Origin of the sequence: Deinococcus sp. (genome assembly GCF_030523985.1) — a bacterium.
Classification (GTDB): domain Bacteria; phylum Deinococcota; class Deinococci; order Deinococcales; family Deinococcaceae; genus Deinococcus.
Genome location: NZ_JAUNHK010000033.1, coordinates 6,340 through 20,853, shown reverse-complemented (window position 1 = coordinate 20,853; position 14,514 = coordinate 6,340). Strand labels below are relative to the sequence as shown.

Sequence of the window (14,514 nt, the reverse complement as noted above, 5' to 3'; positions counted from 1 at the left end):
TGCGCAGGCGGTAGCCCAGCACGCCGAGCAGGTCGCGCAGTTCGTCGGCGCAGCCATGCACGTCCCCCACGATGTCGTAGGCCAGCGGTGACATGCTCAGGCGTTTTGCCGGGCCAGCAGCACCGTCGCCCGCGCCTGCACATGGTCGGGGGCCAGCCCCTCGGAGGTCTTGAAGCTGACGCCCACTTCGCTCTGCGGCAGCCCCAGCAACCGGGCCACCGACGCGGCAATCTCGGCCCGCAGCGGCCCCAGCTTGGGTCGGTCGAGGGTAATTACCAGCGCCAGGTTGACCGGAGCGTAGCCACGTTCGCGCACCAGTGCCAGCGCCCGCTCCACGATGACCCGCGAGTCCATGCCCTGCCACTCGGCGGCGGTGTCGGGGAAATACTGCCCGATGTCGCCCAGCGCGAGGCTAGAGAGCAGCGCGTCCGCCACGGTATGCAGCGCCGCGTCTCCGTCCGAATGGGCCACCGCGCCGCGCTCGGAGGGAATAGAAACACCGCCCAGCACCAGGGAAAGTCCCGGAGCGAGGCGGTGGGCGTCTTCGCCGTACCCGATGCGGTAAGGCAAGGAAGAGGAAAGCGGGACAGACATGGGGTGAGAATAAACCGGGCCTGCCCCCCGCCGCGTTATTCCTCGGGAAACTCGGCGTTGCTGTAGACGTTTTGCACGTCGTCGAGTTCTTCGAGGTACTCGATGAGGGTTTCGAGCTTGCGGGCGTCGTCGCCGCTCACCGCCACCGTGTTGGTGGGCAGCATGGTGATTTGACCGCTCTCGACGGCGTACCCGGCAGCGCTCAGGGCGTCTTGCACGGCGTAGAGGTCGGCAGGGGCGGTGCTGATTTCCAACCCCTCCTCGGATTCCTGAATGTCCTCGGCCCCGTTCTCGATGGCGACTTCCTGCGCGGCCTCGCTGGTGTCCCGAATCAGGACGATGCCCTTTTTCTCGAACTGCCACGCCACGCTGCCGCTGTTGCCCAAGGAACCGCCGCGCTTGTTGAACACGGCGCGAATGTCGGCCACGGTGCGGTTGACGTTGTCGGTCAGCGTCTCGATGAAAATGGCGGTGCCGCCGGGGCCGTAGCCTTCGTAGGTCTGCTCTTTGTAGTCGGCGGCGCCTTCGCCCGCGCCCACCGCACGCTTGATGGCGTTTTCGATGTTGTCGTTGGGCACCGTGTCGGTTTTGGCGGCGGCAATCGCGTTTTTCAGGCTCAGGTTGGCGGCGGGGTCACCGCTGCCCCCGGCACGCACGGCGGCCTGAATGGCGCGGATGTGCTTGGAGTACATCGCGCTGCGTTTCTTGTCGTTGGCTCCCTTTTTGCGCTTGATTTGCGCCCACTTGCTATGACCGGCCATTGTTCAGTTCTCCTCGAAAATAAATAAATGTGTTTTTGCGCCCGCTCACGCTGGGGGGCGGCAGCGGGGCGCATTCTAGCGCGCAGGCGCGTTAGCGGCGGGTATTGTGGGTCATGTCTACCGAAATCGTCCACACCGAGCGCTTGGCAGGCGGCGTGCGGCTGCACTGCGCCGAGGCCGGGCCGGAAGGTGGCCCCCTGGTCTTGTTGCTGCATGGCTTTCCCGAGTTCTGGCACGCCTGGGACCGTCAAATCGGGCCGCTGGCCCGCGCCGGATTCCGGGTGGTCGCGCCCGACCTGCGCGGCTATGGCCTCAGCGAAAAGCCGCTGGGGGTGGAGAGCTACCGGATCGAAACACTGGTAGGCGACGTAGCGGCGCTGATTCGTGACCTGGGCCATGACCGTGCCCACATCGTCGGCCACGACTGGGGCGGCGTGATTGCCTGGGCGGTCGCCATCTCGCGGCCCGATGTAGTGGAGCGGCTGGCGATTCTCAACGCCCCACACCCCGGCGCCTTTGGGCGGGAATTGCGCCGTCCCGAGCAGAAAAAGCGGTCTTGGTACGTGGGTTTTTTCCAGTTGCCCTGGTTGCCCGAGCGCCTGCTGGTGCCCTTTGGCCGCTGGGCGCTGGGGGGGGCACGGGCAGGCAGCTACAGCGAGGCAGACATGAAGCTCTACCACGCGGCTTGGACGCAGCCCGGTGCCGCCACCGCCATGCTGAACTACTACCGCGCCCTGATTCGCTTCGGTAACGTCAAAGGCCGCCACGTCGCTGCGCCCACCCTGCTGCTGTGGGGCGAAAAGGACATGGCGCTGGTGCCGGAACTGGCCGACGACCTGGGCAAGTGGGTGCCGAACCTGAAAACCATCAAGTTCCCGAAAGCGACCCACTGGGTGATGCGCGACGAGGCGCTGCGGGTCAATCAGGAGTTGCTGGCGTTTCTGGAAGGGTGAAGAACGGAGGGTAAAGGGCAGAGGGTAGAGAGTAAGGAAGCTTTTCGCTCCTCACCCTCTACCCTCCACTCTCAACCCTCAGCGGTACAGGTCGTTGTCCCGCAGGTGCTCGGCGTAGGTGTGGTTCACGTAGATTTTGCCGCCCGCGTGCAGGAAGTACAGGGCGTCGCGTCCGTCGGCCAGTTGCCGCTGGGCGTTCAGGACACTCTGCAAGGCGGGCGTCCCAGGGTTGTTGATGGGGCCAGCCGGGAGGCCCTGGCGGGTGTAGGTGCTGTAGGGCGTGTCGATCTTGAAGTCGCCCGCGCTCCGGTCGAGTTCGGGCAGGTCTTTGCCCAGGCCGTAGGCCACCGTGGGGTCGCTGCCCAGGGCGATGCCGTCGCGCAGGCGATTGAGAAACACTCCGGCGATGATGGGCATTTCGCCGTTGTTGGCGGCCTCGGCCTGCACCATGCTCGCCAGAATCACCCAGTCGCGCACGCTCAGGCCCAGCGCCCCGGCCTTGGCGACGTTTTCGGGCGTGAACTCGGTTTCCATGCGGGCCACCATCTTTTTCACGATTTCTGTGGCGCTGTCCTTGGGCCGGAATTCGTAGGTCGCCGGAAACACGAAGCCTTCGAGGTTCTTCTGCTTGCCGTTGGCGTAGGTGCTGAAGGTCGGGTCGTTCAGTGCCGCTGCGATGGCGGCCTTGTCGAATCCGGCTTTCTCGAAGATGGCGGGCAGGTCCTTGATGCGCCGCCCCTCGGGAATGGTCACGTTGACCACCGGAATACGCGCCGGGCCGTCCAGCGTCTTGACCACTTGGTCTACGGTCATGTTGCCGTTGAGGTCATACGCGCCTTCCTTGAGGCGGCTCGCCACCCCGGTCTGGCCCATGACATAGCGGAAGATGCGGGCGTCTTTGACGATGCCCTTGTCCTGCAACTCGCGGCCGATTTGGGAGACGGTTTCGCCCTTGGCAACTTCGAGGGTGTAGGCCGGGCCGCCCGCTGCCCCGAACAGGCTGCGGAAATACAGGAAGGCGCCCAGCGCGGCGAGCAGTCCCAGCACAATGAGGGCCAGCAAAATGGAGGCCCACAGGGGCAGGCCGCGTTTGGGTGAAAGGGTCGTCATAAATTACCTCAGGGGAAAAGCAGACTCAGGAGAGTTTGACACCAGCGGCGCTCAGGCGACTGTGCAGGTTTGCATCGGCGGGCGGACGGGCGCCGAAGTGCGACACCACCCAGCCGCCCACCTGCACGGCGACTCTGGCGGCGGCTTCGGCGTTCCGGTGGGTCAGCCACTGCGACAGGAAAGCGCCCCCGAAGGCGTCTCCGGCTCCGGTGGCGTCCACCAGTCGGTCACGGGTGGCAGGCACATGCACGCGGGGCGTCTGCGGGCCTTCAAGCAGGGCGCCGTCTTCGTCCATCTTCAGCACCACCAGCGCCTGCGGGTAGCGCTCACGCAGCCAGTCGAGCGCCGCGCCGTGCTCCTGCTGCCCGCTCATGGCGAAGGCTTCGTCGTCGTTGGGAAAAATCAGGTCGAACGGGACATCGTCCACGATGTGCAGAAACTGTTCGCGGCCCAGTTGCTGAATCATCTGAAAGCTGCCGGGGTCGAGGCTGAGGGTCGCTCCGGCGGCTTTGGCAACGCGGGCGGCTTCGAGCGCGGCGGCGCGGGGCGGGTCACGAAAGAGGCTCCAGGCGGTCAGGTGCAGGTGCCCGGCCCCCGACAGCACCTCGCGGGGCAGTTCAGCGGGCAGCAGTTCCCAGTCGGCCCCCTGCCCGGTCAGCATGGCCCGCTGGCCCCGGCGGTCTATCAGCGCCAGAATCACGCCCGTCGGGTGCTGCTCGCTGGCGATCACGGCGGCCCGCACCCCTTCGGCTTCCAGTTCGGCAGTTGCCAGTTCGCCAAAGCGGTCACGGCCTATCTTGCCGACGAAGGTGGTGGGGGTGCCCAGCCGGGCCGCCCAGACCGCGAGGTTGGCGGCGCTGCCCCCGCCCGAAAGTTCCAGCCGTCCGGTGGTGTCGCCGCCCGGAAGCAGCAGGGTATCGGGCTTGGCCAGCACGTCCCAGGCGAGGTCGCCCAGAGACACCAGCAAAGCCGAGGAAGAGGCGTCTGTCATGCGTGGGCCACAGGATAGCAAGGGCGGTCGGGGGGCAGGTATCCCCTCATGGCGCTCGCTCCGACGGTTCCGCTCCGGGCATCTCTCGCAGCGCCAGCAGGCTCAGGCCCAGCGCCAGCAGGTCGAGCACCGCGTAGCCGCCATACATCAGCAGGACGCCGGGGTCCTGGCCTTGCCCCAGGCCGCGCATCGGCACCACGTTGATCACGCCAATCGCCAGGGCCAGCGGCGCGGCGAGATTGAGCCACTGGCCCAGACGCAGGCGGCCCAGCGTGCTTTGCGGGTTGGCGGCAAAGCGGGCCAGTGTGCCGTACACGGCATTTTTGGCGAGCGCGTAGGCCAGCGCCAGGGTTTGCAGGGCGGTAAAGGCCACCGGGTTGACCTCGGCCCAGTTCAGGTCGCTGGCGGCGAGCAGCCCCACCAGCCACAGGCTCAGGCGCAGCGCGGTCAGCCAGGGAAAAAAGACCTGGAGGGCGCGGAGGGTGCCGTCGGTGTCGGGCGTGGCTTGCCCCTGCACGTAGCGCCCGAAGACGACCGCCCACCACGCGCCCACCAGCCCCGCCAGCAGTGAGCGCAGCGCCGAAATCACCGTGCCCTCGTTCAGCCCCGGCAGCAGCGTATAGGCCGTGACACCAAACGACGCCAGCACGTAGGCGGCCTGCGCGACGAGGGCGGGGGTGCGCCAGCGGTTCACGGTTGCCCCGTGGCAGGTCGAGAACGTTGGACAGAAAAAATTGGTCTGGACGCCCCCTCACCCCTCGCTGCGCGAGGCCCTCTGCAAGCAGCTCTAACGAGTCTCCCACGAGGGGAGAGGGTCGAAAACGCAAGTGTTTCGTCTGCCGAATGCTCTAAACGCCTGAAAGATGTTGCGGTTAGACCTTTAGACGGTTTGACCTCCAGACGGCGAACTACGCGGGCCTTCACAGCCCCAGCTTGGCGCTCAGGCGTTCGCGCACCACCCCTGGCTCGGCCTTGCCGCCCATCGCCTTCATCACGGGGCCGAACAGCGCGTTCATGGCCTTGGTGTTCCCCGCCCGCACCTTCTCCACGGTGGCGGGGTCGGCCTGCATCGCGGCGTCGATGGCGGCGTCGATGGCGGCGGTGTCGGTGACCACGCTCAGCCCACGCTCCTGCACCAGCGCGGCGGGGTCTTGGCCCCCCATCACGTCGGGCAGCAGGTCTTTGGCGATTTTGCCGCTGATGGTGCCTGCGTCAATCAGCCTCACCAGAGTGGCGAGGTGGGCGGGTTGCAGTCGGCTCTCCCCGATGCTGATTTCCTGCGCGGCCAAAGCCCCAGCCACGTCGGTCAGTAGCCAGTTCGCCAGCTTCTGCGCGTCGGGTTTTTGGGCGTCGGTTTTCTGGGCATCTGGGCCGCCTTGCAGCGCCTCGTCGTAAAAGCGCGACAGCGGCACGCTGAGGCTGAGCGTATGGGCGTCACTCTCGCGCACACCTGCGGCGCGGTAGCGTTCCAGCTTCTGCGCGGGCAGTTCGGGCATTCTGGCCTTCACCTCGGCAATCCACTCGGGCGTGATGTCCAGCGGGGGCAGGTCGGGTTCGGGGAAATAGCGGTAGTCGGCCTCGCCTTCCTTGGTACGCATCAGGAAGGTCTTTTGACCGCCTTCGTCCCAGCCCAGCGTGTCCTGCGTGATTTTGCCGCCGCCGTCCAGCACGCGGGCCTGCCGAGCGGTTTCGTACTCGATGGCGCGGGCCACGCTGCGGAAGGAGTTGAGGTTCTTGACCTCCACCTTCGTGCCCCAGGGCTGGCCCTCCTTGTGAATAGAAATATTCACGTCGCAGCGCATCTTGCCTTCTTCGGGGGTGGCGTCGGACACGCCGAGGGCCTGCGCGATGGCCTGCACGCTTTCCAGAAAGGCGCGGGCCTGCTCGGCGCCCGTGATGTCGGCCTCGGTCACCATTTCCAGCAGACTGGAGCCAGCGCGGTTGAGGTCGAGCAGCGAGTACGGCGCGTAGGTCGGGTGAACCAGCTTGCCCGCGTCGTCTTCGAGGTGCGCCCGCTTGATGCGGATGCGTTCGGGGCCGTCTTTGCCGGGCACGTCCAGGTAGCCGTCCCGCGCAATCGGGCGGTCGTACTGCGAGAGCTGAAAGTTCTTGGGCGCGTCGGGGTAGAAGTAGTTCTTGCGGTGAAACTGGGTAAAGCCCGACACGTCACAGTTCAGACCCAGGCCGAACATCATCGCCAGTTCCACGGCCTCGCGGTTGAGCGTCGGCAGCGTGCCGGGCAGCCCCAGGGTAAAGGGGTCGGTGAACTCGTTCGGCTCCGCGCCGTGGTAGTCCTGCGGGCAGGCGCTGAAAATCTTGGAGCGGGTCTTGAGTTGCAAATGCACTTCGAGGCCGATGACGGCGCGGTACGACATGCCGCCCAGGATAGCGGGGGCGGGGGGAGAGGGGGCGGCAGAACTGTTAGACTTTTAACATGCCGCGCATTCTGGTTGTGGACGACGACGTTGCCATTGTCAAGCTCATCAGTGTCATCCTCAGTCGCGCCGGGCATGAGGTTCGCACCAGCAGCCACCCTGTCGAAGCACTCGACCTGCTCAAGGTGTTCGTGCCCGACCTCATCATCAGCGACGTGGTGATGCCCTACATGACGGGCCTGGAATTTCTGGAGCAGGTGCGCGACCACGACCACCTCTCGGCCATGCCGTTTATCCTCCTTTCCAGCCACGCCGAACGCAGCGACGTGCGCCGGGGCATGAACCTGGGGGCCGACGATTACCTGCCCAAGCCCTTTACCCCCGCCGACCTGACCACCGCTGTGGATGCCAGGTTGCGCCGCGTGGGGCTGACCGCCCAGGCCGAGAGCGGCACGCAGGCCAAGGCGCTGGGCACCGCGCAGGTCATCTGGCAGGGGGGGCAGGTGTCGTGGGTGTCGCGTAAGGCGCTCGAACTGTTTTTCTTCCTGCTCGAACACAAAGAAGTCACCAGTTGGGAAGCCGCCGAAGCCCTGTGGCCCGAAAAGGACGAGTCGCGGGCCAGCAGCCTGTTTCACACCACGCTGCACCGCCTGCGCAAGAGCCTGAACAACGAAGCCGTGGTGTCACAAAACCGCAAGTATGCGCTGGCAGGCACCCTCAACCCCGAATACGACGTGCAGCGCTACGAACTGCTGGCGCAGCAGGCCGAAGCGGGCAGCCTGGGCTACGAGGAACTCAAGGAACTCGTCGGGCAGTACGGCACCTTCCTGCCCGGAGCCGACAGCCCGTGGGTGGACGACGTTCGCGCCCGCCTGGAACAGACCCAGATGAGCCTGCTGGGCCTGGCCGCCCGCGCCTCCACCGAGGCGGGCAAGCCCAAGGAAGCCGCGCAGTTCCACCAGCGGGCGCTGAGCATCGACCCCATGAGCGAGCAGGACTGGCAGGGCCTCGCCAGGGTGCTCGATACCATCGGCGACCCCCGCGCCCGCCTCGCCGCCCAGCGCGAGGCGTGGTGGTCTATCGACGGGGATTGAGAAGGGCGGAGGGGAGAGGGTGAAGAGGAAAAACCCTCTCCCCTTCACCCTCAACACTCAACCCAAAAACGGATTGCTGCGCTTTTCGCGGCCCACCGTCGTCCAGCCGCCGTGACCGGGGTAGACCGAGGTGTCGTCGGGCAGGGTCAGCAGTTCGCGTCCGATGCCCTCCATGAGCTGGTTGTGGTTGCCTCCGGGCAGGTCGGTGCGCCCGATCCCGCCTGCGAAAAGGGTGTCGCCCGCCACCACGAACCCGTCTCCGACGAAGATGACGTGGCCCGGTGCGTGGCCCGGCAATTCGCGGGCGGTCAGGGTCAGGTCGCCTGCCGTGAAGGTTTGCCCCTGCGCGATGGGGTGTTCGGGGTCACGCGGCTGGGTGAACGGCAGGTTCCAGCGCCCGGCAGAGGCTTCGCCCAGGCGGTAGAGCGGCAGGTCGGCGGGGTGCAGGTAGACTGGCACGCCCAGCGCGGCCCGCAGCGGCTCGACGGCCCCGATGTGGTCGAAATGCCCGTGCGTGAGCAGGATGGCCTGCACCTGCACGCCCGTTTCGCGAATCAGGGCCAGCAGCCGCTCGGCGTCGTCGCCGGGGTCGATCAGAAAGCCCTGGTTCTGTGTGCCCGCGACCAGCAGGGCATTTTCCTGAAGGGGGCCGGTGGGCACCGACCACAGCCGAACCGGGCCGTGCGTCCGGGGAAGGGGAAGCGTCATGCCCGGCAGCATAGCTTGCACGCAAATCCTGCACCGCGCCGCCACTGCCGCAGGAACGCCGCGTTGTGCCTGCGGCCCGCCATGCCCCATCATGAACCCATGCAACACACCCGCACCTGGACGGACGTGTACGGCTCTCCCCGCGCCTGCTTCGAGGGCCGGGCCGGAGGACACCGCTGGCTGGTGGCGGCCCCACCTCACCTCGCCTCGGGCGTGCCTGCCGCGCTCGCTGCTGTAGACGGCAAAGGCACGGTCGACCTGCTGGTTCACGAGGGCGTGACCCCGCTGCTGGGCAGCCTGCGAGAAGGCCAGTACCGGGGCGTGCTGGTGGTCGCCGAGCGGGCGCTGGCTTCAGGCCCGGCGGTCACGCTGCCGCAGACCCTGGTCGAGGACATGGGCGGCGCGGCCTACGCCGAGGGCGGCGAATTTCCCGCCTGGACGGGGGCCGGTGCCGCCAGTCAGGACACGGGCGAATGCGTCGCCGCGAGTGCCGCCGCCTCGCTGGACGTGCCGGTGGTCGTGACGGGCGCGGACGGGTTGAGTGTGGCCCTGACCGCCTGGATGGACGCGACCCCTCACGGACGCTGAAGGCCTCACAGAAGCTGAAGGGCGCAGAGCGTCAGAACAACTACAATTCGGGCATGGTCGTTCTTTCCCGCGTCAGCGCTGTCCTCGGCACCATCGCCCTGCTGGTGGGCATCGGCATCTTCGTCTACAGCGAGTTCGAGGTCTGGAAACAGTGGATTGCCGTGTCCGCCCTGCGGAGCCGCGACTTCGCCAACCCCATTCCCCACAGTGTGCTGGGTGCGTCCGTCGCTGTCCTGGGCGGCTTTTTGCTGGGCTTGGGCCTGAGCCGTCGGCGCTAAGCTTCCGCCCTCATGAACCGCTGGTGCCCGTGACCCGTTGGTGGCAGTACCAGGCCGAGCGTTTTCCGCTGCTGCGGCCTGGTGTTTTACCGTTGCTGCTGGCGAGCGGCTGGGTCTGAGCGGGACCGATCTACCTGAGCGCCGCCGCTTTCGCCCTGTCTCCCTGGCGTGGAGTGGCAGGACGACCCCGACCCCGCGCTGGCCGAGGCACTCGCCTGGGCGCGCCTGCAGGACATTCGCGAAGTGGCCGAAATCCCGCTCGACCGGCGGCACAACGCCAAGGTGGACTACGTGCGCCTTCAGAAGATGTACGGAGCAGAGGAGGGCAGGGGCAAAAAGTAGCCCCGGAAGCGCCCTGCTTTTCAGAACTACAGGGGCTTCCGGGGCTATGGGGAAAAAGGGTTCAGCTCTCGTTCTCGTATTCGAGGTAGGTGTAGCCCAGCAGCTCCTCGCCGTAGTCTTCCAGCAGTTCGTGTTCTTGCTCCTGGGTCAGCGTGCCGCGCTTGATGGCTTCGTCGGCCTGATCCTCGATGGCGTCGCGCAGCATCGGCTCTTCGTAGCCCATCGACTCGATCATGCGCCGCGCCTTTTGCCCGCGCACGAACAGGTCGATGTTGTACCTGCCGCCGGGCCGCACGGTGACATGCGCCTCGCTGACCTTGCCGAACAGGTTGTGGGCGCTGCCCAGCACGTCCTGATACGCGCCCATCAGGAACGCGCCCAGGTAGTAGGGCTGGTCGCCGGGTTCGTGCAGCGGCAGGGTGGATTTCACGTCGCGCAGGTCGATGAATTTCTCGACCTTGCCGTCCGAGTCGCAGGTGATGTCCACCAGCGTGGCCTGCCGGGTGGGTTTTTCGCCCAGGCGGTCGAGCGGCACGATGGGAAAGAGCGCCCCGATCGCCCAGTTGTCGGGCAGGCTCTGGAACAGCGAAAAGTTGCAGATGTACTTGTCGGCCAGCACCTTTTGCAGGTCTTCGAGTTCGTCGGGCACGTACTTTTCATGCTGAATCAGCTTGGCGATCTTGCGGAGGATGGCGTTGAACAGCGCCTCACCCTTGGCGCGGTCTTGCAGCGTCACGTAGCCGAGGTCGAAGAGGTTGTGCAGCGTCTGCTTGTCGCCCACCGCGTCGTTGTACGACTCGCGGTAGTTGCGCATGGAGATGTTTTCCAGAATCTCGTACATGTCGCGCACGATCTGGTGGCTGTCCTCGCCGGGCACCGTCAGTTCCTGGTCTTCGAGGTTGCGGGTCGGCCCGGTCACGTCCACCACCGGCAGAATCATGACGGCGTGGTGGGCGGTCAGCGCCCGGCCCGACTCGGAGACGATGATGGGTTCGGGCACTTCACGCGACTTGCAGACTTCCTGCACGGTGTACACGATGTCGGCGGCGTACTCCTTGACCGTGTAGTTCATGGAAGCGTAGAAGGTCGTTTTCGACCCGTCGTAGTCCACGCCCAGGCCGCCGCCCACGTTGAGGTACTTGAGGTCGGCACCCGCCGCGATCAGGCCCGCGTAGGTCTGCGCCGCCTCGCGCACGGCCACCTTCACGCGGCGAATGTCGGTGATCTGCGATCCGATGTGGGTGTGCAGCATCACCAGGCTGTCGAGCATGTTCTCTTCTTTCAGGCGCTCGACCACACGCAGCAGTTCGTAGGCGTTGAGGCCGAACTTGGCCTGGTCGCCGCCCGACTCTTCCCACTGGCCCGAGCCACGGGCGTGCAGCTTGAAGCGCACCCCGACGGCGGGCCTCACGCCCAGCGCCTTGGCCTGCTTGAGGATGCGGTCGAGTTCGGTGAACTTCTCGATGGTGATGACCACGTTCTTGCCGAGCGTGCGGCCCCACAGGGCGAGCTTGATAAAGCCGTCGTCTTTGAAGCCGTTGCAGCACAGCAGCGCGTCGGGGTGCATCTTCTGGGCGAGGCACAGCGCGAGTTCGGCCTTCGACCCGGCTTCCAGGCCGTGGGCGTAGTCGTAGCCCGCCGCCGCTACCGTTTCGACTACGGCGCGGCGCTGGTTGACCTTGATGGGAAACACGCCCTGGTAGTGCCCGGAGTAGTTGTACTCGTTGATGGCGGCCTGAAACGCTTCGTTCAGGTGCTTGACCCGCCCCGCCAGAATCTGCGGAAACCGCAGGATGACGGGCAGGCTCTCGCCCCGGTCCACGATTTCGTCCACGATGGCGCGCAGCGAGGCGTGCAGCCCCGGCGCGGGGGTGGCCTCGACCATGCCTTTGTCGGACACCCTGAACCAGCCGCCCGACCAGTTGGGAATCTGGTACAACTCGGCGGCGTCGGCGGTGGTGAAGTTGGTGCTAAGGGGATTGGCAGTCGTCATAGCGCTCCTCCTGAGGGTAGGTAGGCTCGCCGTGCGCGGGGTTCGGAGTGCGGACACTCAACGGACGCCGTGCGAAACCGCCGAGCATGATAGGACACAGGACACACGAAAATGTCAGAGTTTCTTAGCGGGTGGCCCGAATGAACCGTTCGCGTCCAACCAGATCGGCATGAACCTCGGCTACCCAGCCCGCCCCGTTCAGTTCGGCAGCGAAGGTCGGGGCGTTGCGCGGGTCGAGTTCGAGCCACAGCAGGCCGCCAGGACTGAGCCGCGCCGCCGCTTCCGCTGCCAAAGGGCGGGCGAGTTCCAGGCCATCGGCCCCGGCATACAGCGCCAGCGTGGGGTCGCAGCGCACTTCAGGGTCGGCCTGTTCACGGTCAGCGTCGGGCAGGTACGGCGGATTGGACACGATGAGGTCGAACGGCCCGTCCAGCCCGGCGAGCAGGTCGGCCTGCACGAAGGTCACGCTCAGGCCGTTGAGGGCGGCATTCTCACGCGCCAGGGCCAGCGCGTCGGCGCTGAGGTCGCTTGCGGTCACGTTCGCCTGGGGAAAAGCGGCTTTGAGGGCCAGCGCCAGTGCTCCTGTCCCGGTGCCCACGTCCAGTAGGCCCGCAGCAGACAGGCCCGGAGCAGACAGACACCGCCGCCGCACGTCCCCCATGACCAGATGCAGCAGCCACTCGGTTTCCGGGCGCGGAATCAGGGCGCGGGCATCGGTCTTGAGACGCACCCCGCCCCAGTCCACCTCACCCAGCAGGTGTTGCAGGGGTGTACGGGCCGCCCGCCGCTCAATCAGCGTCCAGGCGCTGGCCCCGGCTTCGGGCGCGATCTGCTCATGGCCGCGCAGCAAAAAAGCGGTGCGGCTCAGGTTCAGGGCATGTTCGAGCAGCAGCCGGGCGTCCACTTCCGGAGAGGCGACACCCGCCCGCCGAAGCTGTTCGGTGGCCTGGGAGAGCAGGTCTTGGAGGGTCATAGGCATCCGTGAGGGGTGGGGAGTCGGGGTCGGCACTTCGGCCCGGCCTCCAGACTCCCCGCCCCTCCCGTCTCCTCAGCCGTGCCGGGGCCGGATAATCAGCCGCCGCGCCGCGCCCTCGCCCACCGATTCGCTCATCACGTCGGGGTTTTCCTTGAGGGCGATGTGGATGACGCGGCGCTCGGCGGCGGGCATGGGCTGAAGTTCGTGGGCTTCGCCGCTCTTGGCGACCTGAATGGCGAGGCGCTCGGCCAGTTTGGTCAGCGTGTCGGCCTGCCGCTTGCGGAAGCCGCCGACGTCCACCCGCACCCGCAGGTCGCCGCGCCCGGCACGCTTGGTCAGCACCGCGTAGGCGATGACCTCGATGGCCCCCAGCGTGCGCCCGTCGCGCCCGGCCAGCCGCGCCGCGTTTTCCCCGCTGATGTCGGCTTCCAGCGCGTCCTCGGTTTCGCGCACCTGCACCTGCAAACCGGGGTCTATCCGGGCCACCAGTTCGTGCAAGAAGCGTTCCAGCACGGCACGCGGGTCTTCCTCGGTGCCTCCCGGCGGCAGGGTCGCGGCGGCTTCCGGCGCAGGCGGCGGCAAGTTGCTTTCGTCGGCGTCGCTGATGCCCAGTCCCGCGAGGTAGTCGTCCAGGTTGGTGCGGTTGTCCATGCGCGTCAGTCTAGCGTCATGGGTGCAGCGTCTTCCGGCGGGGGAGAAGCCACCCTCTATCCTTCCCCCGTCAGCCCCACTTCTTCCAGCACCACGACCGCCGAGGCATGTTCCTTGGTGTGCGTCAGCGACAGGTGCGCCCGCCAGCCGCGCCGCGTCATCTCATCGCGGATGTCGGGAGAGAAGCCCAGCACGGGCGGGCCGTAGGGAAAGGGGCCGCCTGGCGTGCGCTCGCGCTCCACCCACACGTCGCGCCAGCCGTGGGGCCGGGGCCAGACCTTCTGAAAGGCTTCCTTGGCGGCAAAGCGGGCGGCGAGGCTGGGCACGGGGTCGCTCAGGCGGGCGGCGTAGGCCAGTTCACCGGGCGCAAAGAGCCGTTCGGCCCGCTGGCCCTCGCGTTCCAGCATCCGGCGAATCCGGGCAATCTCGATCAGGTCGTGACCGACGGCGACAATCATGGCAGCAGCGCCTCGGCCTCGATTTCGACCAGATGTTCGGGGTCGATCAGGGCAGCGACCTGCACCATCGTCGCGGCGGGCCGGATAGCCCCGAAAACCTCGCCGTGCGCCCGCCCGATGTCCTGCCAGCGCGAGATGTCGGTGACGTACAGCCGGGTCCGCACCACGTCCGACAGGCTCGCCCCCGCCTGGGCCAGCGCCCCGGCGATCAGGTCGAGGGCCACCCTGGTCTGCTCGTAGGCGTCCCCGACCCCCACGACCTGCCCGTTCACGGTGGCGGTGGTTCCGGCCACATGGACCACCTGCCCGACCCGCACCGCCCGCGAATAGCCCACGAGGTCTTCCCAGGGCGACTGGCTGCCGATGTTCTGCCGCATGGGGTCAGTCTAGCGGCGCGGCCCTTCTGCCGGGCCACTACACTGTCCCCATGTCCGCTCCCCTCTTTCCTGATCTGCGCCTTCAGTCGGTGGCGGCGCTGATTCGGGAGGGCGAGGCGCAGTGGCGCTCACTCGGGGTCACGCGGGTCCGGGTGTTCGGCAGCGTGGCGCGGGGCGAGGCGGGGGCCAACGCCGACATTGACCTGCTGGTGGACTTTGCCCCCGGTGAGGAGCCGGGCCTGCTGCACCTGATGCGCGTCAAGGA

Annotated in this window: 18 protein-coding genes; 6 read left to right on the top strand and 12 right to left on the bottom strand. The window is 66.9% G+C overall.

Annotation, left to right across the window (positions count from 1 at the left end; translation table 11 throughout):
- Positions 1 to 96: 96 nt before the first annotated feature.
- Both ispF and Q4C89_RS06880 read right to left on the bottom strand, forming a co-directional pair.
- Positions 97 to 594: a 2-C-methyl-D-erythritol 2,4-cyclodiphosphate synthase gene (gene ispF, locus Q4C89_RS06885; protein WP_303101869.1), complete on the bottom strand. Its 498-nt coding sequence runs from the start codon at positions 592 to 594 to the stop codon at positions 97 to 99.
- 35 nt (positions 595 to 629) lie between these two features.
- Positions 630 to 1,355: a YebC/PmpR family DNA-binding transcriptional regulator gene (locus Q4C89_RS06880; RefSeq protein ID WP_303101868.1), complete on the bottom strand. Its 726-nt coding sequence runs from the start codon at positions 1,353 to 1,355 to the stop codon at positions 630 to 632.
- 113 nt (positions 1,356 to 1,468) lie between these two features.
- Between Q4C89_RS06880 and Q4C89_RS06875 the strand changes: the two genes are divergently transcribed.
- A complete protein-coding gene (locus Q4C89_RS06875) occupies positions 1,469 to 2,308 on the top strand; it encodes an alpha/beta fold hydrolase (protein WP_303101867.1) in 840 nt (279 codons plus the stop codon).
- 78 nt (positions 2,309 to 2,386) lie between these two features.
- Here the strand turns inward: Q4C89_RS06875 and mltG are convergent, their stop codons facing one another.
- From mltG to gatB, 4 genes are all read right to left on the bottom strand, one after another.
- Positions 2,387 to 3,418 carry an endolytic transglycosylase MltG gene (mltG, locus tag Q4C89_RS06870; RefSeq protein ID WP_303101866.1) on the bottom strand — a complete coding sequence of 344 codons (1,032 nt, stop codon included), beginning with the start codon at positions 3,416 to 3,418 and terminating at the stop codon, positions 2,387 to 2,389.
- A 25-nt stretch (positions 3,419 to 3,443) separates the two neighbouring features.
- Positions 3,444 to 4,409 carry a carbohydrate kinase family protein gene (locus tag Q4C89_RS06865; protein ID WP_303101865.1) on the bottom strand — a complete coding sequence of 322 codons (966 nt, stop codon included), beginning with the start codon at positions 4,407 to 4,409 and terminating at the stop codon, positions 3,444 to 3,446.
- Positions 4,410 to 4,455: 46 nt separating this feature from the next.
- Positions 4,456 to 5,103 carry a hypothetical protein gene (locus Q4C89_RS06860; RefSeq protein WP_303101864.1) on the bottom strand — a complete coding sequence of 216 codons (648 nt, stop codon included), beginning with the start codon at positions 5,101 to 5,103 and terminating at the stop codon, positions 4,456 to 4,458.
- A 226-nt stretch (positions 5,104 to 5,329) separates the two neighbouring features.
- Positions 5,330 to 6,784 carry an Asp-tRNA(Asn)/Glu-tRNA(Gln) amidotransferase subunit GatB gene (gene gatB / locus Q4C89_RS06855; RefSeq protein ID WP_303101863.1) on the bottom strand — a complete coding sequence of 485 codons (1,455 nt, stop codon included), beginning with the start codon at positions 6,782 to 6,784 and terminating at the stop codon, positions 5,330 to 5,332.
- A gap of 59 nt (positions 6,785 to 6,843) precedes the next feature.
- On the opposite strand from gatB, the gene Q4C89_RS06850 reads away from it, so the two are divergent.
- The gene (locus tag Q4C89_RS06850; RefSeq protein WP_303101862.1) at positions 6,844 to 7,878 is read left to right on the top strand and encodes a response regulator; all 1,035 of its coding nucleotides are present in this window, start codon (positions 6,844 to 6,846) and stop codon (positions 7,876 to 7,878) included.
- A 57-nt stretch (positions 7,879 to 7,935) separates the two neighbouring features.
- Here Q4C89_RS06850 and Q4C89_RS06845 read toward each other — a convergent pair whose 3' ends face one another.
- On the bottom strand, positions 7,936 to 8,586 hold the full coding sequence (locus tag Q4C89_RS06845) for an MBL fold metallo-hydrolase (RefSeq protein ID WP_303101861.1): 651 nt from the start codon (positions 8,584 to 8,586) through the stop codon (positions 7,936 to 7,938).
- A 99-nt stretch (positions 8,587 to 8,685) separates the two neighbouring features.
- On the opposite strand from Q4C89_RS06845, the gene Q4C89_RS06840 reads away from it, so the two are divergent.
- From Q4C89_RS06840 to Q4C89_RS06830, 3 genes are all read left to right on the top strand, one after another.
- The gene (locus tag Q4C89_RS06840) at positions 8,686 to 9,174 is read left to right on the top strand and encodes a hypothetical protein (protein ID WP_303101860.1); all 489 of its coding nucleotides are present in this window, start codon (positions 8,686 to 8,688) and stop codon (positions 9,172 to 9,174) included.
- Positions 9,175 to 9,227: 53 nt separating this feature from the next.
- Positions 9,228 to 9,452 carry a hypothetical protein gene (locus Q4C89_RS06835; RefSeq protein ID WP_303101859.1) on the top strand — a complete coding sequence of 75 codons (225 nt, stop codon included), beginning with the start codon at positions 9,228 to 9,230 and terminating at the stop codon, positions 9,450 to 9,452.
- Between the two features lie 168 nt (positions 9,453 to 9,620).
- Positions 9,621 to 9,794 (top strand): hypothetical protein, encoded by a 174-nt coding sequence (locus Q4C89_RS06830; protein WP_303101858.1) that lies wholly within the window; start codon positions 9,621 to 9,623, stop codon positions 9,792 to 9,794.
- 61 nt (positions 9,795 to 9,855) lie between these two features.
- Here Q4C89_RS06830 and speA read toward each other — a convergent pair whose 3' ends face one another.
- The 5 genes from speA to Q4C89_RS06805 form a co-directional block, all read right to left on the bottom strand.
- Positions 9,856 to 11,787 carry a biosynthetic arginine decarboxylase gene (speA, locus tag Q4C89_RS06825; protein WP_303101857.1) on the bottom strand — a complete coding sequence of 644 codons (1,932 nt, stop codon included), beginning with the start codon at positions 11,785 to 11,787 and terminating at the stop codon, positions 9,856 to 9,858.
- Between the two features lie 124 nt (positions 11,788 to 11,911).
- Positions 11,912 to 12,760 (bottom strand): peptide chain release factor N(5)-glutamine methyltransferase, encoded by an 849-nt coding sequence (gene prmC / locus Q4C89_RS06820; RefSeq protein ID WP_303101856.1) that lies wholly within the window; start codon positions 12,758 to 12,760, stop codon positions 11,912 to 11,914.
- A gap of 75 nt (positions 12,761 to 12,835) precedes the next feature.
- Positions 12,836 to 13,414, bottom strand: coding sequence for a protein jag (locus Q4C89_RS06815; RefSeq protein WP_303101855.1), 579 nt, complete (start codon positions 13,412 to 13,414; stop codon positions 12,836 to 12,838).
- Positions 13,415 to 13,470: 56 nt separating this feature from the next.
- Positions 13,471 to 13,872 (bottom strand): 4'-phosphopantetheinyl transferase superfamily protein, encoded by a 402-nt coding sequence (locus Q4C89_RS06810; protein WP_303101854.1) that lies wholly within the window; start codon positions 13,870 to 13,872, stop codon positions 13,471 to 13,473.
- Positions 13,869 to 14,249 (bottom strand): RidA family protein, encoded by a 381-nt coding sequence (locus Q4C89_RS06805; RefSeq protein ID WP_303101853.1) that lies wholly within the window; start codon positions 14,247 to 14,249, stop codon positions 13,869 to 13,871. Before Q4C89_RS06805 ends, Q4C89_RS06810 begins: the two co-directional genes overlap by 4 nt.
- 50 nt (positions 14,250 to 14,299) lie before the next feature.
- Here Q4C89_RS06805 and Q4C89_RS06800 point away from each other — a divergent pair.
- Positions 14,300 to 14,514: nucleotidyltransferase family protein (locus tag Q4C89_RS06800; protein ID WP_303101852.1), on the top strand; the 215-nt coding region annotated here is incomplete at its 3' end.